Annotated in this window: 23 protein-coding genes; 7 read left to right on the forward strand and 16 right to left on the reverse strand. The window is 42.6% G+C overall.

All coding sequences use genetic code 11. The features are described 5' to 3' along the window. Window positions 1–97: 97 nt before the first annotated feature. Complete coding sequence (gene rimM, locus PSYC_RS10450; protein WP_011281273.1) at window positions 98–631, reverse strand: ribosome maturation factor RimM; 534 nt, start codon at window positions 629–631, stop codon at window positions 98–100. A gap of 197 nt (window positions 632–828) precedes the next feature. Then, window positions 829–1,098, reverse strand: coding sequence for a 30S ribosomal protein S16 (gene rpsP / locus PSYC_RS10455; protein WP_011281274.1), 270 nt, complete (start codon window positions 1,096–1,098; stop codon window positions 829–831). Window positions 1,099–1,418: 320 nt separating this feature from the next. On the opposite strand from rpsP, the gene PSYC_RS10460 reads away from it, so the two are divergent. Further along, window positions 1,419–2,888, forward strand: coding sequence for an ATP-binding protein (locus PSYC_RS10460; RefSeq protein WP_049750927.1), 1,470 nt, complete (start codon window positions 1,419–1,421; stop codon window positions 2,886–2,888). 149 nt (window positions 2,889–3,037) lie between these two features. On the opposite strand, the gene PSYC_RS10465 is transcribed toward PSYC_RS10460, so the two are convergent. The 12 genes from PSYC_RS10465 to PSYC_RS10520 form a co-directional block, all read right to left on the reverse strand. Beyond that, on the reverse strand, window positions 3,038–4,723 hold the full coding sequence (locus PSYC_RS10465; protein ID WP_011281276.1) for an ATP-binding protein: 1,686 nt from the start codon (window positions 4,721–4,723) through the stop codon (window positions 3,038–3,040). A 252-nt stretch (window positions 4,724–4,975) separates the two neighbouring features. Further along, window positions 4,976–5,692: a response regulator gene (locus tag PSYC_RS10470; protein ID WP_011281277.1), complete on the reverse strand. Its 717-nt coding sequence runs from the start codon at window positions 5,690–5,692 to the stop codon at window positions 4,976–4,978. A gap of 529 nt (window positions 5,693–6,221) precedes the next feature. Beyond that, window positions 6,222–6,638, reverse strand: coding sequence for a F0F1 ATP synthase subunit epsilon (locus PSYC_RS10475; protein WP_011281278.1), 417 nt, complete (start codon window positions 6,636–6,638; stop codon window positions 6,222–6,224). A 104-nt stretch (window positions 6,639–6,742) separates the two neighbouring features. After that, window positions 6,743–8,176 carry a F0F1 ATP synthase subunit beta gene (gene atpD / locus PSYC_RS10480; protein ID WP_011281279.1) on the reverse strand — a complete coding sequence of 478 codons (1,434 nt, stop codon included), beginning with the start codon at window positions 8,174–8,176 and terminating at the stop codon, window positions 6,743–6,745. A gap of 50 nt (window positions 8,177–8,226) precedes the next feature. Beyond that, complete coding sequence (gene atpG / locus PSYC_RS10485; protein ID WP_011281280.1) at window positions 8,227–9,108, reverse strand: F0F1 ATP synthase subunit gamma; 882 nt, start codon at window positions 9,106–9,108, stop codon at window positions 8,227–8,229. A gap of 261 nt (window positions 9,109–9,369) precedes the next feature. Next, window positions 9,370–10,914 (reverse strand): F0F1 ATP synthase subunit alpha, encoded by a 1,545-nt coding sequence (gene atpA, locus PSYC_RS10490; protein WP_011281281.1) that lies wholly within the window; start codon window positions 10,912–10,914, stop codon window positions 9,370–9,372. A gap of 92 nt (window positions 10,915–11,006) precedes the next feature. After that, window positions 11,007–11,630, reverse strand: a complete 624-nt coding sequence (locus tag PSYC_RS10495) for a F0F1 ATP synthase subunit delta (protein WP_011281282.1) — start codon at window positions 11,628–11,630, stop codon at window positions 11,007–11,009. A gap of 13 nt (window positions 11,631–11,643) precedes the next feature. Continuing rightward, complete coding sequence (locus tag PSYC_RS10500) at window positions 11,644–12,114, reverse strand: F0F1 ATP synthase subunit B (RefSeq protein WP_011281283.1); 471 nt, start codon at window positions 12,112–12,114, stop codon at window positions 11,644–11,646. 117 nt (window positions 12,115–12,231) lie between these two features. Next, window positions 12,232–12,480 (reverse strand): F0F1 ATP synthase subunit C, encoded by a 249-nt coding sequence (atpE, locus tag PSYC_RS10505; RefSeq protein WP_010197960.1) that lies wholly within the window; start codon window positions 12,478–12,480, stop codon window positions 12,232–12,234. Window positions 12,481–12,513: 33 nt separating this feature from the next. Beyond that, on the reverse strand, window positions 12,514–13,380 hold the full coding sequence (gene atpB / locus PSYC_RS10510; protein ID WP_011281284.1) for a F0F1 ATP synthase subunit A: 867 nt from the start codon (window positions 13,378–13,380) through the stop codon (window positions 12,514–12,516). A 713-nt stretch (window positions 13,381–14,093) separates the two neighbouring features. Continuing rightward, the gene (locus tag PSYC_RS10515) at window positions 14,094–14,492 is read right to left on the reverse strand and encodes an ATP synthase subunit I (RefSeq protein ID WP_041757794.1); all 399 of its coding nucleotides are present in this window, start codon (window positions 14,490–14,492) and stop codon (window positions 14,094–14,096) included. A 424-nt stretch (window positions 14,493–14,916) separates the two neighbouring features. Continuing rightward, a complete protein-coding gene (locus tag PSYC_RS10520; RefSeq protein ID WP_011281286.1) occupies window positions 14,917–15,852 on the reverse strand; it encodes a metal ABC transporter solute-binding protein, Zn/Mn family in 936 nt (311 codons plus the stop codon). 247 nt (window positions 15,853–16,099) lie between these two features. Here PSYC_RS10520 and PSYC_RS10525 point away from each other — a divergent pair, with 247 nt between their 5' ends. The 6 genes from PSYC_RS10525 to gluQRS all read left to right on the forward strand — a co-directional run bounded on the left by PSYC_RS10525 (window position 16,100) and on the right by gluQRS (window position 21,536). Continuing rightward, window positions 16,100–16,615 carry a Fur family transcriptional regulator gene (locus tag PSYC_RS10525; protein ID WP_011281287.1) on the forward strand — a complete coding sequence of 172 codons (516 nt, stop codon included), beginning with the start codon at window positions 16,100–16,102 and terminating at the stop codon, window positions 16,613–16,615. A 124-nt stretch (window positions 16,616–16,739) separates the two neighbouring features. Then, window positions 16,740–17,471: a metal ABC transporter ATP-binding protein gene (locus PSYC_RS10530; protein WP_011281288.1), complete on the forward strand. Its 732-nt coding sequence runs from the start codon at window positions 16,740–16,742 to the stop codon at window positions 17,469–17,471. 75 nt (window positions 17,472–17,546) lie between these two features. Next, the gene (locus PSYC_RS10535; protein ID WP_011281289.1) at window positions 17,547–18,380 is read left to right on the forward strand and encodes a metal ABC transporter permease; all 834 of its coding nucleotides are present in this window, start codon (window positions 17,547–17,549) and stop codon (window positions 18,378–18,380) included. 122 nt (window positions 18,381–18,502) lie between these two features. Beyond that, window positions 18,503–19,342, forward strand: a complete 840-nt coding sequence (locus tag PSYC_RS10540) for a metallophosphoesterase (protein WP_011281290.1) — start codon at window positions 18,503–18,505, stop codon at window positions 19,340–19,342. A gap of 523 nt (window positions 19,343–19,865) precedes the next feature. Next, window positions 19,866–20,306, forward strand: a complete 441-nt coding sequence (dksA, locus tag PSYC_RS10545; RefSeq protein ID WP_011281291.1) for an RNA polymerase-binding protein DksA — start codon at window positions 19,866–19,868, stop codon at window positions 20,304–20,306. Between the two features lie 222 nt (window positions 20,307–20,528). Next, entirely contained in the window at window positions 20,529–21,536 is a 1,008-nt protein-coding gene (gluQRS, locus tag PSYC_RS10550) for a tRNA glutamyl-Q(34) synthetase GluQRS (protein WP_011281292.1), read from the forward strand. Between the two features lie 177 nt (window positions 21,537–21,713). On the opposite strand, the gene PSYC_RS10555 is transcribed toward gluQRS, so the two are convergent. Both PSYC_RS10555 and murD read right to left on the reverse strand, forming a co-directional pair. Beyond that, on the reverse strand, window positions 21,714–22,838 hold the full coding sequence (locus PSYC_RS10555; protein ID WP_041757796.1) for an FtsW/RodA/SpoVE family cell cycle protein: 1,125 nt from the start codon (window positions 22,836–22,838) through the stop codon (window positions 21,714–21,716). A gap of 426 nt (window positions 22,839–23,264) precedes the next feature. After that, on the reverse strand, window positions 23,265–24,695 hold the full coding sequence (gene murD, locus PSYC_RS10560) for a UDP-N-acetylmuramoyl-L-alanine--D-glutamate ligase (protein ID WP_011281294.1): 1,431 nt from the start codon (window positions 24,693–24,695) through the stop codon (window positions 23,265–23,267). Window positions 24,696–24,732 lie beyond the last annotated feature (37 nt).

The following is a 24,732-nucleotide window of genomic DNA, read 5'->3' on the forward strand; positions in this document are numbered from 1 at the left end:
GTCTACTTGCGCAGTGGCTAATATTGGCTAAACAAATCGGTATTACTATCAACAACCTTAAGCGATAAAGTTAAAACTTATATCACTAAAGCTTGTTTTAATAGTCACTTGGCCATGCCACCAGCACTGTTTTTTCAGTCAGATCGACCTTCACTACAGTTTGCTTGTGCCATGGAATCAGACGCTCTTCTTTATCCAAGCTGTCTGAAGTTGCCGCAACCCGCATGATAGCGTGGGCGCCAGTCTCAAACATCTCAGTAATATCGCCTAGATACTCATCCTGCTCATTAATAACGCGCAGAGTGACCAAATCCGACCAGTAATATTCATCTTCAGCAGGTTCTGGCAAGATGTCTTGCTCGACCCAAAGAGTTACCCCGTTCATGGTCTCAGCAACATTGCGATCAGGAATCTGCTCAAATTGAGCGACAACTCCTGTGCCTTGTTGACGCCAAGCCTTTACCGTCAAAGGTTTCATACCGGTAGCGGTTTTCATCCACCAAGGCTTGATGTCAAATATCGCCGTACGATCGTCTGTTTCACTAAATACCCAAAGCCAACCTTTGATGCCATAAGGCTTTTTGAGCTGACCAATTTTCATAAGGGCACTAGCGTTTGGAGCAGAAGACATAACGGCTAACCTAACAATGATGAAAACAGCGATGATAAATAAAAAAGCCATTAAAAACGATAAACGTAAAAAACGATAAACGTAGTCAAAAGCGATAAACAGTTAATGGCGTACCCTGGTTAGACCAGTTACGCTAGGTATTCTTAAGCCAACTGATTGACGCAGCAAATGCGCTATCAGTATGTTGCAGCCAAAACTTAAGCAGTAGCTTCAGTTTGAGCAGCAGACTTATTATAAGCTTTTGCTAATGAAGCAACGCGATCAGAAGGTTGTGCACCTTTTGCGACCCACGCATTATACGCTTCCATGTTCAAGCGCACTGCTTCTTCAGAATCTTTAGCGAGTGGGTTAAAAAAGCCGATGTTTTCAATATAGCGACCGTCACGCGCGCGGCGTTGATCAGCAACAACTACTTGATAAAATGGGCGTTTCTTGGCACCGCCCCGTGCTAAACGAATAACAACCATGTGAATTCTCTCTTTCGCAGGTATACCAAAAAGGGCATAATTATACCACAGTCTTATTTTATTGAAAACATAAACTGCGCTTATTTAATTATTTATTAACAATAGCTTAAATCGTTATGGCTGTAAATAAGATTCATAAATCGTACTCATAGCTATAAGAGATGCTCGTATCTCCTGCCGTCGTTTTCTATCTTGAATACGCTATCTCATGATAGTGAGTTATGAAAGCTAGCAGCGTTATTAGTGGGTTATGCTATTCTAGCAATAGCATAACCCACTGCCGCTTCCGCTTCTATTGCCTCATAATAATTTGGATTCCTATGACCACGCCAAACCCACCATTGCCTCATAAAAGCTGGTTACCCCGCTCGTATTCTAATAGTTGGTTAACTACCTTGATGGTGGCTTTTATTGTCATCATAAGCGTTGGGGTATCGATTTTATTTTTTTGGCGTAGTCTGTATTTACCAGAACTCAAAAGCCATGCTCGCTATTTGACCAGCGAGCTTCGGCTGATGAACAGCACCAATCGAGACTGGAGGGACAATCCTGAAGTGCGTCAGTGGATTTATCAGCACTCGCATGTGGTGGTGGTGGTTAATCCGAGCGATTTTCCAGAGGTTGCTGATAAAGCCTTTGTTAACGTTTTTACGGATGTATTACAGCGAGAAATCGGCGCGCAATTAGGGCGACCAGTTGAGGTGTATTTTAAGTTTAAACCGACCCCACAGCTTTGGGTGCAAGACAGTCGCGATAGCAGTTTTTGGATACGCGAACCGGTGGTCTATTATTCGCAGTACAGCCCAACTTTATTGATCTTGTTTTTGTTTGGGCTACCAATTTTGACACTATTGACGATTATTTTATTAGCCCGTCAGCTAAATCGTCCCTTACGTTATCTTCAACGTGCTGCCACCAACTATATTCAGTTGGGTCATGCAACAACGCTACCCACACATCATGGTCCTACCGAAATTCGCCAAGTAAATATGGCCTTTAATCGTCTGTTTACCACCCTTAATCAAGCGCAAAAAGAGCGCACGATCATGTTAGCAGGTATCTCACACGATCTGCGTACCCCGCTGACTCGTATGCGCTTAACCGCTGAGATGCTGCCCGATGATTTTTTTCGTGAAGGTTTGATTTACGACATCGAAGATATGGATGCTATTCTGGAGCAGTTTATCTCGTTTATGAAGGATGGCTCGGATGAGCCTGTACGCCTCACCAATTTAGATACCATATTTAGTGAGATTATGGTGCAGTTTGCGCCGCTAGAGTTTATTTATCAATCAGAATGCAGCAAGCTTGTACCCGTACGCCCTATGTCAATTAAGCGCCTGATTATCAATCTGGTCAATAATGCAAAGCATTATGGTGAGCCACCTATTTATTTATCCGCGGTTGTAATGCCAACTTTTATAGAAAAAGAGGTGATAGAGTACAGCGACGTCGTGACTGAGAATACGGTCAATAAAGAAGCAAAAGAGCAATTGGTTATATGTGTGCGAGACTGCGGTGGCGGAGTGGCAGAAGATCAACTCGAGCGTGTCATGCAGCCTTTCGAACGTGGCGAGTCAGCGCGTACCACCCAAGGGAGCGGTTTAGGCTTAGCGATTGTTAACCGTATTGCACGCTTGCATCATGGAACAGTTGAGGCTATTAATCATCCAAATGGTGGTCTACAAGTCTGTATTCGCATCCCTCTCATCTCGGAAGTTGCCGGAGAACAGCTTTTGGATGTCAAACCGGATACAAAGCCCGTTATTGATAATAGCGCAAATCAATAATGCTAAAAAAATAACGACTGGCTATCGTTGTTTTTCTTTGTTGTTTCTAACTTATTAGCGCCATCTATAATCAGTTAGAAACAACATGACGATAGTCGATTTAATTTAACAAAGCTACCGTGCTATTTTTTAAAATGTATTAACGATGCTTACGCATCAAAATCACGCTCGCTCTTTTCTTGCGTCAATTCATCAGCCGCTAGGATTTGTGTCAGTGGCTTGATAGGCCATGTCATTACGAAGCGCGCGCCACCAAGGTCACGGCTCTCATCAACCTTCATACGACCATTAAACCAAAAAGCAATGCGTGATACGATAGACAAGCCCAATCCGTAGCCACCTGAGGCACGTGTGCGGCTGTCGTCCAAGCGCGAGAATGGGATAAAGACCTTTTCACGATCGGCTTCTGGAATGCCGTGACCATCATCTTCAACACTGACAAAGGCATTGCCCTTTTTTACCCAAGCACTGATGATAATTGTGGTCTCTGCATAGCGTAAGGCATTACCAGCCAAATTCTGAATCACTCGGTGTAAGTAACGTCTATCTGCGATCGCCTCTACTTTGGTATTTGGCAGCTTGGTGACAATTTTAATCGGTTTGCCCAAGGCATTGGTTTCACGCTCAATTTGCTCAAGCAGCTCTCGAAGATTGACTGGCTCTAAATCTAGTTTGGGCGAGCCTTCTTCGAGTTTCGCATAGGTTAAAATCTCATCAATCAAACCATTGAGCGCTTCGATATCTTCATCAATAAAGTCACGCTGCATAAAACGCGAGTCCTCATCCTCAGTATCTGCCAGCATCTCGACAGCAAAGCGAATACGTGCAACTGGCGTACGCAATTCATGCGACACTGCACGAGTCAACTCTCGCTGCGACTCGATCAAACGCTTAATATGCGCCGTCATGGCATTAAAGGTCGCAGCTAAACGGGCGATTTCATCTTGCCCGATAACCTGTACCTGACTTTCAAGATTGCCTTTACTGACTTCATTAACACCGACTTGAATCAGTTGTAACTTGCGCTCAAGCGGGAAAATCAGTGCATACACACCCAAACTGATTAAAAACATACTGATCAAAATCATACTGACAATCAAGTTTAGTGGAAACCAATTAAACAAAGGCACTGGACCAATTAAAATCGCCATATCACTAATTTCAGACGGCACAATAACTTTGATAGATGAGTTGCTTTTACTGGTATTGGTATCTTGTAATAAGATGACCACTTCATCACGGCGCAAGCGCGCCATCTGATCAGGATCTAAATCGAGCGCAGTTACCGCTTTAAACGCTAAAGGGAATGAAAACTTTTCTTCTAACTGCGCCAAACGTGCGCGCTTATCAGACAAGGTAATATAATAGGACAAATCATCTAGCAAAAATACGGCAATAGCTCTGACTTGCTGTTCGGTCACTTGCGATATACGCGCAGTCAAAACACCTTGATTGTCTGGTAGGCGATAATAGACGTCGGCAAAGGTCTGTTGACTCACATAGCGCACGACCGTGTTTTCTTTCTCAAAACGGCGCAGCTCACTGGCATTAAAGTCCACCTCATCAATGGACACAATCTTAAATTCTGAACCAAACAAGCTGCTGGCATCAGACAACCAATAATCACGCTGCACCTCGTTGTCTTGGTGAGCCAAACCCTCACTCACGATATGAAACGCCCCTGTCGCCATGTTCTCACGATAAGATTGCACCCGCTCTTTATTGATGGTATCCATCAACAGCTGGGCAAACAATGCCACACACAAGCAGACTATCAATAGTCCTGCATAAATACGAACAAAAATACTGTGTTTGAGAGAAGAGACTAATGACATACGTGCCGTGACCAACCTGATGAATAAGAGTTATCAATAGAAGAATACCTATCATAACCAATATAGGATAATATTTGCTGTGATAGGTATTAAATGATGATTAAACTGGTATATAAAATTATCGCTTAATTAAACCACATAACGCAGCAATTAAGCTTAAAAACTTAATATTTAAACCCTAAAAAACCAGCTTCACGCTGGTTTCTTATTACATAACAACAAACAGTTAAAGCTTATAGCGAAGATAGACGATTAGTTGCCTTCTTTCACAAATAGATAGCCTTTACTACGTACGGTTTTGATACGTTTTGGATTTTCTGGATCATCACCGATCTTTGGACGAATGCGTGAGATACGTACGTCAATAGAGCGATCTTGACCGTCATACTCAATACCACGTAGGCGCTCAAAGATATCTTCACGCGATAAGATACGTCCAGCATTAGAAGCAAGTAGCCATAATAAGTCATATTCAGCACTGGTGAAGTCTACCAACTCATCGCCTAGGTTCACTGAACGACCACCATTATCGATGACCAATTCACCAAACTCTAAACGCTGCGGCACGTCTTCTGATGGTACATTCTCTGAGCGACGTAGTAACGCACGAATACGTGCTAATAGAACCCGTGGTTGAGCAGGCTTGGCAACATAATCGTCGGCACCCATCTCAAGACCCAATACCTGATCCATGTCTTCTGTGCGCGCAGTCAGCATCAAGATAGGATTTTGGTAATGTGGACGTACCTCACGGCAGACTGTCAAGCCATCGCTACCTGGAAGCATGACATCAAGTACGACCAAATCTGGCTGCTCATTGATAATACGACGAATGGCACGATTACCATCCGTTTCAATCGCCACTTCTAGACCATTCTTGACCAAGTAATCTTGGGTCAACATGGCCAGACGCTCATCATCTTCAACAATCAAAATTCGGGGGGTATTGTCATCATCATTCGTTATCATTGTTATATCCTCTAATACATCTCATTTAAAAGTAGTCAAAATAAGAGCAGTAAAATGCATAGCACCACAAAATAGTGCGACTGCTGTTTATATAGCTGTTATAAACTTGGCAGCACAGTATACTATTAATCCTGCAGCTTCCTATACTATAGCTTATAGTCGGTAACAAAACCTATAAACTACGACCATTAAAATTTTAGTTTACATCCAAAAATCATACCTTTTATCGTACTTAAAAAGTATCACATAACTTTTATTCACTCACGACCGTTTTGTTATGTCTAAACCCTTAAACCATAAGCCAGATCATTAATAAAGCACGTAAAACAGCTCAACTCTATAGAACTTAGCAAACTATTTTCCAACCCTTAATATAACCATATATTACCATTGTTGCTAGTGGCTTTTCGACTAAAAGCCAAAACCATCATTAGTCAATAAAACCATCAGCCATAAAAAAACAGCCCATAAAGGACTGTTTTTTATTATTGCTTACAAGAGTAAATAATTACCCTTGCAGACAAAAAAATTAAGCGCGATTTTTATACTTACGGATGGTCTGTAGCTGGGCGACAGACTCTGCCAATGATGCTAAAGCAGCATTGATTTGTACCGTATCTGATTGGTTGACCAGCATTTGCTCCGCTTTTTTACGCGCTTCAACGATTTTGCTTTCGTCAAGATTGTGCGCACGCATGGCAGTATCTGCTAGTACTGTCACCATTTTTGGCTGTACTTCTAGTACGCCACCTGACACATAAATTACTTCTTCTTCACCATTTGACGTTTGTACGCGCATTGCACCTGGTTTTAGCAAAGTAATAAGCGGGGTGTGACCTGGCAATATACCAATTTCGCCTTCGGTACCACTGGCTATTAACATGCTAATTTCGCCTGAATACAACTCTTCACGAGCACTTACGATGCGACATTGTAACGTTGCCATACTTAATTCCTTACGATCAAAACACAATCAAAACTGCGATGCATTACTGAGGAGTAGATATAAGGTTTATATTATACCTACTCGTTAGCCAATACGAATACAACTTACGCTGCAGAAGACTTCATTTTTTCAGCTTTAGCAACGACTTCGTCAATGCCGCCAGCCATATAGAAGGCTTGCTCTGGTAAGCTGTCATATTCACCAGCGATGATTGCTTTAAAGCTTGCAATGGTATCGCGTAGTGGAACATATTTACCAGGTGCACCGGTAAAGACTTCAGCAACGTGGAATGGCTGTGATAAGAAGCGCTGGATTTTACGAGCACGATAAACGACTAGTTTATCTTCTTCTGATAACTCATCCATACCCAAAATCGCGATGATGTCTTTCAGTTCTTTATAGCGCTGTAGAACTTCCTGAACACCACGAGCAACGTTGTAATGCTCTTCACCGATAACTAATGGATCTAGCTGACGTGACGTTGAATCCAGTGGATCAACCGCAGGATAGATACCTTGTGAAGCGATATCACGGCTTAGTACAACTGTCGCATCCAAGTGAGCAAACGTCGTTGCTGGTGATGGATCCGTCAAGTCATCCGCAGGTACATATACCGCTTGCACAGAAGTAATAGAGCCTGATTGCGTAGAAGTAATACGCTCTTGGAGCATACCCATCTCTTCAGCAAGTGTTGGCTGATAACCAACGGCTGATGGCATACGACCAAGCAGTGCTGATACTTCAGTACCGGCTAGTGTATAACGGTAGATGTTATCAACGAATAGCAATACGTCACGACCTTTGCCAGTAGCAGGATCTTTGGTATCACGGAAGTATTCAGCCATGGTCAAACCAGACAGCGCAACACGTAAACGGTTACCCGGTGGCTCATTCATCTGACCGTATACCATCGCAACTTTAGATTTACTAAAGTCTTCAGTATTTACAACGCCAGCTTCTTGCATTTCGTGATAGAAGTCATTCCCTTCACGCGTACGCTCACCAACACCAGCAAATACTGATAAACCTTCATGTTTAAGCGCGATGTTGTTGATCAATTCCATCATGTTGACAGTTTTACCAACACCAGCACCACCAAACAGACCAACTTTACCACCTTTAGCAAACGGGCAAAGTAAATCGATTACTTTAATACCAGTTTCTAAAAGTTCAGTGCTGTTTGATTGTTCTGCATAGCTTGGCGCTTCACGGTGAATTGACCAACGCTCATCTGCTTCTACTGGACCTTCTTCATCGATAGGACGTCCAAGAACATCCATGATGCGACCTAGTGTACCAACGCCTACTGGCACAGAAATTGGGCCACCAGTATTGGTAACTGAAAGGTTACGCTTTAGTCCTTCAGTAGAACCCATAGCAATAGTACGTACGATGCCATCACCTAGCTGTTGCTGTACTTCTAGGGTGGTTTCAGTACCGTCTACTTGTAAGGCATCATAAATCCGAGGAACTTCGTTACGGTTGAACTCAACGTCAAGAACCGCGCCAATAATCTGTACAATACGACCGCTACTCATTGCGTTCTCCTTGAAATTCTATATATAGTGGGTTTCATAAAGGGTTTCAATTATGAAACAGCAGCAGCACCGCCAACGATTTCCGAGATTTCTCGGGTAATCGCCGCTTGACGCAGCTTGTTATAAACCAACTGTAAATCGTTAATTAGGTCACCAGCATTATCTGTCGCCGCTTTCATCGCAACCATACGTGAGGACTGCTCAGAGGCAATGTTTTCCATTACCGCTTGATACACAATCGACTCAATATAACGGCCGAGCAATTCGTCAATCAATGTTTTGATATCAGGCTCGTAGATATAATCCCAGCTCAGTTCTGTTTGAATGCCACTTTCTTCTTCAGCAAACGCACTATCTGGCAAAGGCACCAACTGATTGATAGTCGGCTTTTGGGTCATCGCATTCACAAACTTATTATAAACCACATAGATACGGTCTATTTTACCGTTACTGTAGTCCTCAAGCATGGCTTGAACTGGAGAGTTCAATTGCTCAAACGTTGGTTTGTCACCATAATCAGTTACGGCTGAGGTGACTTTACCACCAAAGTTTTTAAAGAAGCTGACGCCCTTGGCACCGATAACAGCAAACTCAGCCTGTACAGACTGATCTTGATATTGCTGGATACTTTTTGTTAATGCTTTGAATAAGTTGATATTCAAACCACCCGCTAGACCACGGTCAGATGTGATGACAATATAGCCAACCTTATTCACTGGACGGTTTACCATATACGGATGTTTGTAATCTGATGAGGCATGCACCAAATGCGAAATAACCCGGCGCATACTATCAGCATACGGGCGACCCACTTCCATGCGCTCTTGGGCACGGCGCATTTTACTTGCTGCTACCATTTGCATAGCGCGAGTAATTTTTTGGGTACTTTTAATACTGGTGACTTTGGCACGTATCTCTTTTAAGCTTGCCATAATGATTCCAATATAAGAGGGTTAAAAAGCATGGGCGTATGCAACAATCGTTTGCTATAAAACACTGAACTATAAGAATAATGTCTTTAAATGTTGTGGCATGACGCGATCTTAGACCGTTGATGGTTAGCACAATGGCGCTGCTGCCTTAATAAAAAGCTTATCAGACAACGCGCCACTGTATAATCTCTAGACTAATCATAATACTATCTAACGATAATACTATGGCTACAACCAATCAAACCGGCTTAACCCGTTAAATTAATAACTGTGATTTTGTTTAAAAGTCTCTAAAGATAACTTTAAACGACCTGCGATATCATCATTATAATTCGCAGTATCATCAATCTCTTTCATTAAGTCGGCTTGCTCATCATGCATATAGCGTAAGTAAGCTTCTTCAAAAGAACCGATTTTTTCAACTGGTACGTCTGCTAAGAAACCTTCGTTTGAAGCATAGATAACAGCGGCTTGCTCAGAGATAGACATTGGCTGATATTGTTTTTGCTTCATCAGTTCAGTCACACGCTCACCATGATCAAGCTGTTCACGAGTCGCATCATCAAGATCTGAGGCAAACTGAGCAAATGCTGCAAGTTCACGATACTGAGCTAGAGCAGTACGGATACCACCAGATAGCTTTTTGATAATCTTAGTCTGAGCTGCACCACCAACACGCGATACCGAAATACCAGCGTTCACAGCCGGACGGATACCTGAGTTAAATAGGCTTGATTCTAAGAAAATCTGACCGTCAGTGATTGAAATCACGTTGGTTGGTACGAATGCAGATACGTCACCAGCTTGAGTTTCGATAATCGGTAGCGCGGTTAAAGAACCCGTTTTACCAACTACTTCACCATTGGTGAATTTTTCTACGTACGCCGCGTTTACGCGTGATGCACGCTCAAGTAAACGTGAATGTAGATAGAATACATCACCAGGATACGCTTCACGACCTGGCGGACGACGTAATAGTAGTGAGATTTGACGATAAGCGACTGCTTGCTTTGATAAGTCATCAAATACAATTAGTGCATCTTCGCCGCGGTCACGGAAGTATTCGCCCATCGTACAACCTGAGTACGGTGCGATATATTGTAGTGCTGCTGGCTCTGATGCTGAAGCAACTACAACCGTAGTATATTCAAGGGCACCAGTTTGCTCAAGCTTACGTACAACGTTGGCAATGGTAGAGCGTTTCTGACCGATTGCGACGTATACACACTTAATGCCAGATGCTTTCTGTGCAATGATCGCATCGATAGCCATCGCGGTTTTACCCGTCTGACGGTCACCAATGATAAGCTCACGTTGACCACGACCGATTGGAATCATGGTATCAACAGATTTATAACCTGTCATTACTGGCTGATCAACCGATTGACGATCGATAACGCCTGGAGCGATTTTTTCGACTTTGTCGGTCATTTTGGCATTAATAGGACCTTTGCCATCAATAGGGTTACCTAAAGCATCAACAACACGGCCTAGCAACTCAGGACCTACGGGTACTTCAAGGATACGACCAGTACAATAGGCTTTTTGACCTTCTTGTAGTTTTAGGAAGTCACCCAGTACTACTGCGCCAACCGAATCACGCTCTAAGTTAAGCGCCATTCCGTAGACTTCACCTTCAAACTCAATCATTTCGCCATACATGGCATCTTCAAGACCATGAATCTGCACGATACCGTCAGATACTTTGACAATCGTGCCTTCATTCTTTGCAGTTGCACCCGCATCAAGGTCTTGAATACGCTGCTTAATCAGGTTACTGATTTCCGCTGGATTCAATTGTTGCATTGCCTTGTTTCCTTTAATTTATGATAACCCGCCCACTGACGTAAATGCTCTTATATCACGCATGCTTAATTAAGCTACGTTAATGATTGGCATTAGGCCGTTAGCTGTGTTTTTAACTGTTGTAACTTGCCGCGCATCGAATCATCGATGACTTTGTCACCGACTTTGATCGTAACGCCTGCCAAAAGACTGGCATCCACCGACTCATGAATCACTACGCTAGCATTTAGCGAAGCAGCAAGACGTGCTTGCAGCATATCACGCTGATCATCGGTTAATGGATAAGCAGAGGTCACATAAGCGTCAAGCTGCTTTAAGCTTACTGCCTTGTGACGGCGATAATGCTCATAAACTTCAGGAAGCAGCGCCAGACGCTCTTGTTCTGATAACTGTTTAACGAAGTTACTAAATGCTACTGATACTTTTGGATAGCTGGCGTTGCTGTCAGGGCGAACCCCTTTAGTTGCATCTAATAACTGCTTAAAAGCAGAATCATTAGCGCTAGCTACTTGCGTATCATAAAGATCGACCAAAGCAGCTGACTTATGCTCAGCAGAAACAGCTGGATTGTCTAGCCAAGTACTAAACGACTTGTCATTGACAACGGTGGCGGCAACAAACAAGAAGTCTTCCCACTCATTTACTGCCCCGTTTTCATTGGCATAGTCAAACGCGGCTTTAGCGTACGGTCGTGCTAAGGTTGATAAGTCAGCCATTATATCCTCACAATTACAGCTTCGCCGCCAGTTGGTCTAGCATACTGGCATGTTTTTGCACATCGACTTTGTCTTGCAAAATCTTTTCTGCACCAAGTACAGCCAATTCAGCAACTTGGGCACGTAATGACTCACGCGCTTGATTGATTTCTTGGTCGATAGCCGCTTGTGCTTGTTGGCGAATGCGCTCGCCTTCCACTTGGGCTTGCGATTTTGCATCTTCAACAAGTTGATTGGCGCTTTTGTTTGCTTGCTCGATCAGAGCAGCAGCTTTAGTCTTTGCAAGATCAAGCTCCTGCTGTACATCTCGCTCCGCGGTCGCCAAATCTGCTTTTGCTTTTTCTGCGGCATTTAAGCCTTCAGCAATTTTACGCTGACGGTCATTAATAGCGCCGATAAGTGGTGGCCACACGAATTTCATGCAGAACATCACAAAGATTGCAAAAGCAATGGCTTGACCGATGAGGGTAGAATTGATATTCACGTGATCACCTCTTTGTTAATGAAAAATCAGTTTCATTGATCATATTTGATAGCCAAACTTTGGCTATGGTTAAGATACAAACTTTGACTACCAAACATTTACAACTGAGCTTTCTGATTAACCTGCTAGAGGGTTAGCGAACAACAATAGCATAGCAATACCAACACCGATCATCGGAATAGCATCAAGAAGACCTGCTACGATGAACATACGAGTTTGCAATTGTGAGCCAAGTTCTGGCTGACGCGCAACACCTTCTAAGAATTTGCCGCCTAGAATAGCAAAACCAATACCTGTACCTAGTGCACCTAAACCGATAAGTAGTGCTACTGCGATAACTGTGTAACCACCTAATACTGGATCCATGGATGTATCCTCATTTACCTATTGAATGTCTAATTAATGTTCAGTTGATGATGCAAGTGACATATAAACTATCGTCAGCATCATAAATACGAACGCTTGAAGTGTAATAATTAAGATGTGGAAGATTGCCCACGGTACTGATAACGCCCATTGAATCCAAAACGGCATTAGAGCAATCAGTATGAAAATCAATTCCCCAGCGTACATGTTACCGAATAATCGCAATCCTAAAGAGATAGGCTTGGCTATCAGAGTAACAAACTCTAAGATAAAGTTGATGGGTATTAAAATAATTTGTACGATAGGATTTTTGGCACTAAACGGATGCAGTGTCAGCTCGCCAACAAAGCCGCCCAGACCTTTTTCTTTGATACTATAGAAAAGAATAAGTATAAAGACAGAAAAAGACATGCCAAGGGTGATATTAGGATCCGTGGTTGGAACGATCTTAAAGAACACATGATGCGGATCATGTCCCATCATGGCGCCGATTTGTCCGGCAAGGCCTGGAACAAAATCAACGGGTAGTAAATCCATCAAGTTCATTAAGAATATCCACACAAAGATGGTCAACGCCAAAGGCGCAATCAGCTTTGAGGTGCCACTATAAGAGTCGCGAACGTTGTTATCAACGAACTCAATGATCATCTCAACCGCTGCCTGTAATTTACCCGGCACCCCTGAAGTGACTTTTCTAGCGACCATCCAAAAGATAGCGCAGAAAACAATGCCCAAACCAATTGACCAAAGCATAGAATCAAGGTGGATAGCTTTAAAGCCCATTGCACTAGCTTCTTCAGCAGTATAGGCAACTTTCCAACCTTCGCCCGGCAGATAGCCGTAAGTCCAGTTCGTTAAGTGGTGAGAGATATACTCTGTTGTTGTTTGCTCGCCTGCCATAATATAAGCTTCTTATTAGTCAACGATTTACTCAACTACCAAAAAATACGGTTGTCATCTGATGAGGTCTTTAACGCTTGCAGCTGCATCGTTTCAATGCAGCTAAACAAACGATGCTAAAGCGCCTCTGTAAACAATAACATCCAACCCATAGTTCTGTTACTTATGCTAAATTTGCTAGCTGATGATAAATTTTAGCTATCAAAAAAGGGCTTATGATAATTCAGTAATAGCCCTTTACACGTGTACGCAAAATTCTTATGTATATGTTTACTTAATGCTGTTTTTTCACAGTCGACGCTCAATACAGCGCTAATAAGTAAAATATTTAGCTGCATATAGTAATGCAAGGTTGTATTCGTGTAAAGTCAATTGTGACTTTTTTATCCGCTGTATGAATAAGTTAGCTGCTAGTGGCGTTTAACGCCGTTGCTTTGCATCTATACTTAAATTGTAACAATTTAAGTATAGATGGTAGTAAAAGCCCATTTCGCGCTCCCCTACCCGCACATTACTGCACGCTACCTTATATCAAACGCTCATATCACGATTGTTGGTACTGTCCTGTTGGTACTATCCTAAAGACAATTATGATGCTTCGACTTTTTAAAATCAGTCATAGAGAAGCTGTACGGCAGGGTGACTTGCTGAGCGCAATGAATACTGTAACTATGTATATAATTATCATTGTATATAGTTATCATTTATTGACACTAGCGTATATGCCACAACATCCAACTGTGACTAATTTGCATTACCATAAAACCGATAAACAGCGCTGGCGCAGATAGGGGTTGTACGGTAATAAAAATTAGTGCGAAACCAAACACGGTCAATAGCCATTTGGCCATCTGACCCCGATAAAGCTGGCTAACAATATGTTGGCGCGCGCGATAACCGGTATACCAAAAGATAAAAAAAGCAAAGACCGCTTGTGTGGCAAAACTAAGCAATGCACCAATAGCGGTGCTTTTTGCGACAGTCAGCGCACTGTGCAGCCAAATCGTATCTAAAAGCCAAGCAATAATAATAAGGATAAATAGTATCCATGCTTGGCGTTTGATATAAATGCCAATTTTATCTTTTTGTGTGCGTTTGGCAGGCTTGGTCATCGGTATTCCTATAGCCTTAAACATTTTGATAATGTCGCATCGTTGCAACACTATTATCCGTGAATGGCTCACTCTACAGATGTTACCTTTTAACCAAAATTAAACGCCATTTATTATAGGGAGCGAGCCCTTTTTAAGCAAGTAAAATATATCTTTTATCAGTCACCTAGCTCAATCATCAATCATTCCGATACTTACAAGTATATCACCGGTCTTTTACCTAAACTATAGTTGAAATGCTTTAAAGTCGCTACCGTATTGCTGGTGTAAATTTTTTGCAGCCTCTGTCTGCGTAGGCACAGCAAGCAAGAAAAATTTGCACCAGCAGTACGTGTTGTATCGATATTACTTTTCACCGACTATATATCCCCGTCTTTAGCGACTCTTAACTAACGGTTTCAATCATTTATTTTAATGATCCCATTTATGATATGCATTGGCGGATTTGCTGCGCCATCGTCTGCCACCCACTGACGAAGTCTTTACTATTGCTCATATCTTCTGCCTGAACGGTATCTTGAACCGGTTGTAGCTTGGCAAGTAAACCCTTGGCAGGACTGCTTGGACTGACCAGACACATTTTATTAGCGGGACGCTGCTCGTTAAGCGAGCGTAATTGGCTGGCTTTTGGCGCAAGATCATGGTCAGTACTTAAGCTACCAATGAGTTTTAGGTTGGCGCTGCTTTCCATATATTGATAAGCATCATGATAAGCCCAATATGGTAAAGGTTTTTGTGTGGTTTTCTGACTAATCGCTGCCACTGCATTATCCATACGTTGGGCAAATTTTCGAGCATTGGCATGATAAAGCTGTTTATATTGCGGATTGGCATGGCTATGAATGACAGCAAGGGCACGCGTAATAGCTTTGGCATTGTTAGGATCCAGCCAAATATGGGGATCTAACGTACCAGCGAGGGGCATACCTTTTATATCACGCAGAGGATGACGATTAAAAGCATCAAATTCGAATAAGGCAATGGCGTTGGGTGCTGTATTTAGGCTTGCTGCCAAGTTATTTTCTAGCGGCTCACCAAACCAAACTACAAATGTGCTTTCTTGAATCGCTTTAATATCGCCAGGGCTGATACTACCATGGTGTCCAATCTCTCCTGCTTGTAATAATTGCTTGGCAGGCGCCGCACCTTCTGTCACCGCTTGACTTAACAAAAATAGTGGATAATTACTCACACTCACGGTTGCGGCTTGCGCAGACAATGCCAAAAATCCTAACATCAATAGGCTAATCATTAAGAAGTGCTGCCGTATTAAGTGATGCATCTTATGCAAAAGATTCTTTTTTTGAACGTGTAAGTTTTTATCTAAAGTCGTTGTAGCATTATGAGCATTGGTAATCATGCGTTATTGATCCTGTTAAGTCATTAAACTGCGATATCTTAATATGTTCTACATATAAATATTATGTTATACTATAACATAATTAAATCACACTTTTTATTTTACATCTTGGCTGCTCTATTTTTACTAATCGCAGTCGCACCTCTTTAATAACGTATCGATTTTATTTTGAACTACCTATAGGTGGAATTTAATTCAAAACGAATGCTTGCTGCATTTATTGAAAGTGTTTTTGGGAGTTTGTGCTATGCTGACCACTTCACCGAACTGTGAGCATGCTCATGACGTGCAAGATTTTACGCCACAGGATGTGACCAAGCGTCTAGAAGCAGCAAAAGAGCAGTCTCGTATGCGCGGTGTGCGTTTTACGCCCTTACGACAGCAGATATATCTGCTGGTATTGCAAGCCAATAAACCAGTGGGCGCTTATGATTTAATCACCCAATTACAGCAAATGCGACTCTTGGATAATGAGCTTGCTGGCGCAAAAAATGTCGCGCCGCCAACCGTCTATCGAAGTTTGGAGTTTTTATTAAGTGAAGGTTTGATTCATCAACTGACCTCTATTAATGCCTATGTACCTTGCTGTCATCCGCGTGCTCATCATACGGCAGCCTTCTTAATTTGTGAACAGTGTCAGCGCGTACAAGAATGTAGCAGTTTACCTGTGCAAGAGATGATGAGCTTTGCTGAAGAAGACATTGGCTTTACTGTTGCTCGTAGTGTGATTGAGCTGAGCGGTCGTTGCCAAGATTGTCAGTAAGGAATGTTGTTTTGATGGTTATAAATGATGAGCATTTACTATAGTCAGTTCAATATCAGAGAGAGGCACGAAATAGCTCCCCTATTTAACCTATCTTCCTTTTCCCAATACACGCGGTCATCTGATGAATAATACAAGTAAGCTGCTGAACTTAAGCAATGTCAGCTACTATATTGGTCAACAACGCTTACTATCTCATATTAATATCGACATTGCTGTCAATGAGACGATCAGCGTTATCGGTCCCAATGGTGCCGGCAAGTCAACGCTGGTGAAGCTGATTTTGGGACTGATTGAACCGACATCTGGACAAGTCACGCCTTCTGCGCCCTTACAGATAGGCTATGTGCCGCAGCGGTTTTCTGTACCACCAATACTGCCATTACGTGTCAGCGACCTTTTAGCGCAAGCCCATAAAAAACGCCTTATGGCTGAGCAGCGGCAGTTTATATTTGATAAATTATCATTGACCCATTTACTCTCGCGGCAGATGCTGCACCTCTCTGGCGGTGAAACCCAACGGGTATTATTGGCACGGGCTTTATTAGATAAGCCCAATTTATTGATTTTAGATGAGCCGATGCAAGGTCTTGATCCTGAAACGGAGGTTTGGTTGTATCAATTTATTGATGAACTACCGGAATTTTTACGCTGTGCTATGTTAGTGGTTTCGCATGATTTGCATTGGGTCATGAAAGGCAGTCGACGGGTGATTTGCTTGAATAAGCATATTTGCTGTGAAGGTCAGCCAAGCGAGCTTGCTATCAGCAGTGAGTTTCAAAAGCTATTCGGTCATCATTATGAGCAGCCGTACGTCCATCAGCCGCATGCCTGCGAGCATCACGCGCCAAGCTAGATATAATAAAAATCAACTGGCTTGAAGAAAAAACTGCCTTACGACCTTTTTTATAAAAATTTACGGATATGTATTATGACTGCTTGGTTAGCCATTATTGCCCCTGCTTGGATTGCCGGTAGTATTTTAGCATTACTTTCAGCGCCTTTGGGATGCTTGGTGTTATGGCGACGTATGGCTTTTTTTGCGGATGCGTTGGCGCATGGGACATTGCTAGGTGTGGCACTGGCAGTATGGTGGCAGCTACCAATGGGTATCGGTATTGCGTTGGTCAACGTGATGGTGGTATTAGGATTGGTATTCATTGATGATGAGCGTTTACCTGTCGATGCGGTATTGGCAGTGGTTGCCGTATCATTGCTGTGTTTAGGATTATTGACTTTAACCCAGCTAACCGATCAGCAAGCAAACGTCTTGGGGTTCTTGTTTGGCAACCTGCTTGAGCTTGATTGGGCAGATTTGCCCTTAATTGCTGGCAGCGTACTGGTCGGATTGGCATTACTTATTTATATATGGCCGGCGCAAATCAAACTGGCAACCCACGAAGCTTTGGCACGCATACAGGGTATTAATCCCACGCGCCAACGCCTGTTTTTTATGGGCGTATTAGCAGGGTTTTGTGCGATTGCTTTGCAAGCGGTTGGTAGCTTATTAATCAGTGGCTTATTGGTATTACCAGCTCTTACTGCCCGTCTGTGGTCAGCGTCACCAAAACAAATGGTAATTATGGCGCTATGTATAGCACAACTTGGTGTGACACTCGGTGTATGGGGCAGTATTTGGCTCGATATCCAAACGGGACTCTCTATCGTTTTAGTCTTAGCCAGTTTGTTTTTTACCGCTTTAATTGTCTCAAAACTGACCACATCGACATCCATATTGGCAAAGTTTTGGTCGTCACGCCGTTGAAAGGTAAATAGATGTAAATAATCGGTTATTTTGAATTGCCATTACTCACCTGTCATGACGCATTTAATCATTAAAATATCTTAAAAATGTTCATTGTTTTTCTGCGACAAAGGAAAAAATCAATGCCAAGCTATCCTGTCAGTACCGTCAACACGCCCGACGGACAGGTGAATGTATTGCAAATCACTGATTTGCATTTATCATCACATGTGCCGGCTTCTGATGATGAAACCAGTAGCGAAGTCGCTGTTTGTCAATACAGTTTTGAGGCCATTATCAAGCAAGCATTGAGCAAAGAGATACGCTGTGATTTGATTGTCGTGACAGGCGATTTGGTCAATAAAGTAGAGCCTGCTATTTATGACCATATTTTTACAGTATTGCAGGATACGGGCATTCCTTTTGCCTGTATTGCTGGTAATCATGATGTGACTGATGAAACAGGCGAGGATTTACCTTTTTACCAACGGACACTGATTACAAGGGCTGCTGACCCACGTCTGCTTAGCCGTCATCTGATTGAATCTGAGCATTGGCAGTTGCTTTTACTCGATTCATCTATTACTGGCAAGGTAGAAGGCGAGATTACGGCGACCGACATTGATTGGGTACGTGAGCAGCTAGCATCTTGTACTAAACCCGCGCTCATTGCGCTCCATCATCATGTATTGCCTGTAGATTCTGAATGGATTGATAGCCACATGGCAAAAAATGCAGAGGAATTTTGGCAGCACATTTTACCTTTTGAAAATCTAAGGGTGATTATCAATGGACATACCCATCAAGAGCAAACACGCCATCATCAAGGCGTTACTGTATATAGCACCCCTTCTACCTGCTATCAATTTAAGCCGTTTGAAGACAATTTTGCCTACGATAAAAAAGTGCGACCAGGGTATCGTTGGTTGCAATTAGCCAACAATGGAAAGGTTGCAAGCTGGGTTGAAAGACTAGATACTTGACGACCAGTTTTATTGACTAGAATGAATTACTTGTTTGGCTATAATGGTGCTTTGAGCCCGTCGGCTATATTGCTCGCTGATTTTGCTTGATTCGTTATAAAATGGCTGGCACAGTACAGGTTCATATCAATACAACTAATCGCATCTTTATCTTGAAAGACATGTTCGAAAGACAGCATTACAAACGATAAATAGCGATAAAAATGACAACAGCCTAATATATAATTAGGCTATATTATAATAGCTAGGATGGCTACATCGACCGCAATTTAAGTGTTCACAGTCAGTGATTTATTATTTTATTTAGGTAAGACCATTTAAATAAAAATATTTATGACAATATACTTGACCATTGATATGTCAATATCGGCATATTGAGACAACCATCTTAATCAGATCAGCTGTGTTACTAAGTGGTAAAACGTTTTATAAAGGGAAAATTTATAGCGTTTGGTAAATTGATAACGTATGGTCTTTTGACAGAGCGTTTTATTGAATTAATTTGAAAAAGTAGGATACCCATATGAGCACCCTGACCACAAATCCAAGTGATGTTAAGTTTACGCCTTATGTACCTGCCAAAGACGAAGAGTATATGTCTGATGAGCAGTTAGCGCATTTTAAGGCAATGTTATTAGACTGGAAGCATCAGCTTATCGGTGAAGCTGATCGCACCAAGACTTATATTCAAGATGAGTCAAGCGCCATGCCAGATATTAATGATCGCGCCACTCAAGAAGAAGAGTTTGCCCTGACCTTGCGTACGCGTGATCGTGAACGCAAGCTCATTCGTAAAATTGATCAGTCTATTTCAGAAATTGAAAATGATGATTATGGTTTTTGCGAGACCTGTGGCGTAGAAATTGGCTTGCGTCGCCTCGAAGCACGTCCAACGGCGACTCAGTGCATCGACTGTAAAACTTTGTCTGAGATTAAAGAACGCCAAAATCAAGGTCATACCTAAGCCTTCTTAAACAAGTATAAAAATAAACACGAGCGACCATTGATTGGTCGCTTGTTGCATTTTATAAATAGGCTTTGCGTGGGTTGACGAGTCACCAACAAAATAAGTATATTTGTTAAATATCTTTTTGTAATGAGATTGTTTATTCTATTTATCTCTCTGGTTATTTGACAATAACTGCCTATTTTATAAACCTTTAACGTTTCTATACCAGAATAACCTATGCCAATCACTCGTACTCTACCCCAACCTATCGGTCGTTTTGCGCCTTCACCCACAGGTGAGCTTCATCTTGGCTCGTTAACGACAGCACTTGCCAGCTTTTGTCATATCAAGTCTATCGATGGCAAATGGTTATTACGTATTGAAGATACTGACACCGAACGTTGTGACAGACAGTTTACAGAGCAGATTTTGATAGATTTAGAGGCACTCGGTCTCAACTGGGATGATGATGTTATTTTTCAGTCTGAGCGTATTGATATTTATAATGATTATATCTCATCAGTACTGCGTCCTCTGACCTACAGCTGTCAGTGCTCACGTAAGCGTTTGGAGCGCTATTGGACACAGCAAGAACAACAGACAGCGCTTACCGATGCAAACATATCAACTGATTTGTCCGTTTCCGTTAACAATGACAAACGTGTAGATAGCCACCTACTGCCAAATAGGCAGCGCTATCCACGTTTTTGTATTAAGGCGAATTTAAGTCCTACACAAAATAAACTGCGTATACAGCTGCCAGATTATTGTATTGGATTTAACGATGGTATTCAGGGTATACAGTGGGATAATCCGCAGCAAACCTTAGGAGACATGGTGGCTCGGCGTCAAGATGGCATGATTAATTATATTTTGGCGGCAAGTCTTGATGATGGATTACAACAAGTCACTCATATCATGCGCGGTTTGGACATCTTACCGATGACTACTGCTCAAATCAGTATCATGCAAGCGGCACGCTTACCCACTATCAGTCATTGGTATCATCTGCCCTTGATATGCAATCCAGATGGTCAAAAACTCTCCAAGCAAAATCTTGCGCAGCCTATCGACACTCGCCATCCAAGTAAATTACTTGCGTATGCGTTAAAGCTATTAGGCCAACTACCAGTCGATCATGACACACCGGAGCGTATGCTCAACCAAGCGATTTCTCAATGGGATAACGCACCATTACAAGGTAGACAGTCTTTAAATATGGCCACTATAGTCGGTGAAAAGTAATATCGATACAACACAACACGTACTGCTGGTGCAAATTTTTCTTGCTTGCTGTGCCTACGCAGACAGAGGCTGCAAAAAATTTACACCAGTAGTACTGTAGCGACTTTAAAGTATTTCAACTATATTTAACAAAAAAACGTCGCTATGAGCGACGCTTTTCGAAATCAAAAATACCAATTAATAATAACGACACTGGCTTTTTTCAATCTCAGGGCTTTCTTTATAAATCTTTAGTAGCACCGCCACCATCACTAGGCTAATCAGCATTGATGAACCACCATAACTAAAGAAAGGCATCGTCAAACCTTTGGTCGGAATCGCGCCCATATTCATTGCAGCATTAATAATAGTTTGCGCAATAAACACCACCGCAATACCAAAAGCAGTATAGCTCATGCGCATCTGCCGACGTTTTAGCGCGGTATAACTGATACGCATTGCACTACCAATAATCAACGCTTCAAGTATCAGAATCATCGTGACACCAACGAAACCCAATTCTTCACCTGTAATGGCTAATAAAAAATCGGTATGCGCTTCTGGCAAATGTGACAGTTTTTGCACGCTTTCACCATAACCAACACCAGTAAACTGACCTCGACCAAAGGCAATTAAACTGCGTGCCAGCTGATAATCCGTATCTTGCACATCATCAAACGGGTCCAGAAACGACATTACCCGTACCAATCGGTACTGTACCGTCGCCACCATTAATACTGCGCCGCCGACAGCGACCGCACCCAAAGCGATAAACTGTTTGTAGGGAGCACCAGCAATATAGAAAATCGCAAAGACCATGCCGATAATAACCACAAAGGAGCCAAAATCTGGCTGCGCTAATAGTAGGAACGTTATCATTCCAACCACCAATGCAATCCTTAAAAAGCCATCCCAACCGTTACGAACCTCAAATGAGCGCCGTACCACAAAATCTGAGACAAATATAATCATCACCAGCTTGGCCAATTCTGCTACTTGGAAGTTAAAACCTCCCAAGCTCAGCCAACGCTTAGAGCCATTAATGGGCGTGCTAAACAAGGTGGCAAACAGCAAGGCTCCCGTAATGGCTAAGAGTATAAATTGGATTTCGGTTTTATATAAGGTCTTTAAGGACACAACCCGATAAGAAATGGCAGCGATAGCCAAACCAATACCCATGTATAGAAGCTGATTATAAAAAAACTTCAGCTCTGTCATGCCGCGGCTGAGCGCAAAAGGAATAGACGCCGAAGCCACCATTAATAGACTCAGCACCAACATACAGCCAACGCTCGATAATAAGATTGCGCGCGCAGATGGCATAGACAAAACGCCATCTGAACCATTAGGTTGTCGAGATTGAAAAGAAGAACGAAAAAGAGAAGAGAGCGCCATAATTTTATATACACTAGCAAACGAAAAAACACGGCGTTTATGCAACGCCACCGTTTAAAAATTAAAAATAGATATTGTTAAATAGACTTGATTAAACAGCTGCTCATAAGCAGCACAGTGTCGACGAGCACAGCTTCAATCAATATTCATCAAGATATTCATTGTCTCTGCTACAGCCTGTAATCCCTGACCGTAACGCTCATCTTCGACAGTAGCAGCAATTTATAAGCAAAACAATCATTTATCCAGAAAATGCTTGTCGTGTTTACGATTATAAAACGCAGGTCACATAATGTAATAACAAGGCGCTTTATACGACTGAATATGATGACATAGACGCTTAGATTTTGCCGTTTATGATAGTGCCTGTTGAGACACGGTATTCAACTGTTTAACGAGCTGGCTAAAGCGCTCGCCCCGCGCGACAAACCCATTAAACTGATCGAAGCTTGCACAAGCAGGTGACAATAATACCGCCTGTACTTGCGACAAACTACTTGCCGTTACTTGCTCAATCATCGAAAAAGCATTTTCTAAGGTCTGACATTGATGCAGGCTAACCTCATCGCTGAGACCCGCTGCGCGTAAATGCTGTTCAATCTGCTGACTGTCCTCGCCAATAAAGAGCACTTGACTCACATATTGATTGATAAAAGGCGAGAGTTCACCGAACTGCTGAGCTTTACCTTGACCGCCCAATATTAATAATAACTTACCGTCTTTGGGTGCATAGACCGCGCCCAAACCTTCAACAGCCGCCATGGTTGAGCCAATATTGGTGCCTTTAGAATCATTAAAGTAATCAATGCCAGCAATTGTGGCGACATATTGGCAGCGATGCTCAAGACCTGCAAACTGCTGCAAGGTGCTAAGCATACTCTCAAGCGGCAAACCAGCAAGCTCGCCCAATGCCAATGCTGCTTGGGCATTAAGTAAGTTATGACGACCTTTTATCTTTAGTTTATCTGCTGATATGAGACGCTCTGTACCACGTGCCAAATAAGTCTGCCCTGCTGCATCCGTAATAAGCCCATAGTGCCCCTTGTTAGGAGCATGAATACCAGTGCTCAGTCGCGGCAAACTATCTGACACCAATGGTCGGGTCAACGCATCTTCACGATTAATCACTACCGATTTGGCACCTTGGAAGATACGATGTTTGGCTTGGTGATAGCCGAGCATATCACCATGACGGTCTAAATGATCAGGCGACATATTGAGGACTGTTGCGACCTGCGCCCCTAAGTTGGTCACGGTTTCTAACTGAAAGCTAGATAATTCTATAACTGCTAGCTCCATTTTATCATTACTCAAAAGGCTCAGCGCTGGCACGCCAATATTACCGCCTACGCCAACATTGATACCAGCATCTGCCGCCATTTGTCCAACCAGCGTGGTCACAGTGCTTTTTGCATTTGAGCCAGTAATCGCAACAATTGGCACCGTACAAGCTTCACAAAATAGCTGAATATCGCTGACCACTGGAATATTTGCCGCACGCGCCGCTGCAATCGCATCATTATCTAGAGAGATACCAGGACTGATTATAATCCGTGCCGCTTGTTGTAATAACTCTGCATCGATCGCACCAAACTGTCTGATATCAATAGTAGCAGGCAGTTTATCTGCTAATGCGGGATTCTCCTGATTGTCAGTGACGGCAACTTGGTAGCCCTGCTCAGCCAAATAATGTGCGACCGATAATCCCGACTGCCCCAAACCGACCACGACTTGTAAGCCACTGCCTTTATGAAGTAAGGTTTCTGTTGCGGTGCTAGCGGTCATGGCTTTTCCTTTTATTGGACGAACAAAATGGTATCAA

The organism is Psychrobacter arcticus 273-4, assembly GCF_000012305.1.
GTDB classification, from domain to species: domain Bacteria; phylum Pseudomonadota; class Gammaproteobacteria; order Pseudomonadales; family Moraxellaceae; genus Psychrobacter; species Psychrobacter arcticus.

Excerpts from the sequence above, each read along its gene's own strand:
- rimM (WP_011281273.1), bottom strand. The coding sequence starts at position 631 with ATGTCTTCTGCTCCAAACGCTAGTGCCCTTATGAAAATTGGTCAGCTC.
- gluQRS (WP_011281292.1), top strand. The coding sequence starts at position 20,529 with ATGCCAATCACTCGTACTCTACCCCAACCTATCGGTCGTTTTGCGCCT.
- PSYC_RS10475 (WP_011281278.1), bottom strand. The coding sequence starts at position 6,638 with ATGGCAACGTTACAATGTCGCATCGTAAGTGCTCGTGAAGAGTTGTAT.
- murD (WP_011281294.1), bottom strand. The coding sequence starts at position 24,695 with ATGACCGCTAGCACCGCAACAGAAACCTTACTTCATAAAGGCAGTGGC.
- PSYC_RS10465 (WP_011281276.1), bottom strand. The coding sequence starts at position 4,723 with ATGTCATTAGTCTCTTCTCTCAAACACAGTATTTTTGTTCGTATTTAT.
- PSYC_RS10555 (WP_041757796.1), bottom strand. The coding sequence starts at position 22,838 with ATGCCATCTGCGCGCGCAATCTTATTATCGAGCGTTGGCTGTATGTTG.
- atpB (WP_011281284.1), bottom strand. The coding sequence starts at position 13,380 with ATGGCAGGCGAGCAAACAACAACAGAGTATATCTCTCACCACTTAACG.
- atpG (WP_011281280.1), bottom strand. The coding sequence starts at position 9,108 with ATGGCAAGCTTAAAAGAGATACGTGCCAAAGTCACCAGTATTAAAAGT.
- PSYC_RS10530 (WP_011281288.1), top strand. The coding sequence starts at position 16,740 with ATGAATAATACAAGTAAGCTGCTGAACTTAAGCAATGTCAGCTACTAT.
- PSYC_RS10515 (WP_041757794.1), bottom strand. The coding sequence starts at position 14,492 with ATGACCAAGCCTGCCAAACGCACACAAAAAGATAAAATTGGCATTTAT.
- PSYC_RS10495 (WP_011281282.1), bottom strand. The coding sequence starts at position 11,630 with ATGGCTGACTTATCAACCTTAGCACGACCGTACGCTAAAGCCGCGTTT.
- PSYC_RS10535 (WP_011281289.1), top strand. The coding sequence starts at position 17,547 with ATGACTGCTTGGTTAGCCATTATTGCCCCTGCTTGGATTGCCGGTAGT.
- PSYC_RS10525 (WP_011281287.1), top strand. The coding sequence starts at position 16,100 with ATGCTGACCACTTCACCGAACTGTGAGCATGCTCATGACGTGCAAGAT.
- dksA (WP_011281291.1), top strand. The coding sequence starts at position 19,866 with ATGAGCACCCTGACCACAAATCCAAGTGATGTTAAGTTTACGCCTTAT.
- PSYC_RS10520 (WP_011281286.1), bottom strand. The coding sequence starts at position 15,852 with ATGATTACCAATGCTCATAATGCTACAACGACTTTAGATAAAAACTTA.
- atpA (WP_011281281.1), bottom strand. The coding sequence starts at position 10,914 with ATGCAACAATTGAATCCAGCGGAAATCAGTAACCTGATTAAGCAGCGT.
- rpsP (WP_011281274.1), bottom strand. The coding sequence starts at position 1,098 with ATGGTTGTTATTCGTTTAGCACGGGGCGGTGCCAAGAAACGCCCATTT.
- atpD (WP_011281279.1), bottom strand. The coding sequence starts at position 8,176 with ATGAGTAGCGGTCGTATTGTACAGATTATTGGCGCGGTTCTTGACGTT.
- PSYC_RS10460 (WP_049750927.1), top strand. The coding sequence starts at position 1,419 with ATGACCACGCCAAACCCACCATTGCCTCATAAAAGCTGGTTACCCCGC.
- atpE (WP_010197960.1), bottom strand. The coding sequence starts at position 12,480 with ATGGATCCAGTATTAGGTGGTTACACAGTTATCGCAGTAGCACTACTT.
- PSYC_RS10540 (WP_011281290.1), top strand. The coding sequence starts at position 18,503 with ATGCCAAGCTATCCTGTCAGTACCGTCAACACGCCCGACGGACAGGTG.
- PSYC_RS10470 (WP_011281277.1), bottom strand. The coding sequence starts at position 5,692 with ATGATAACGAATGATGATGACAATACCCCCCGAATTTTGATTGTTGAA.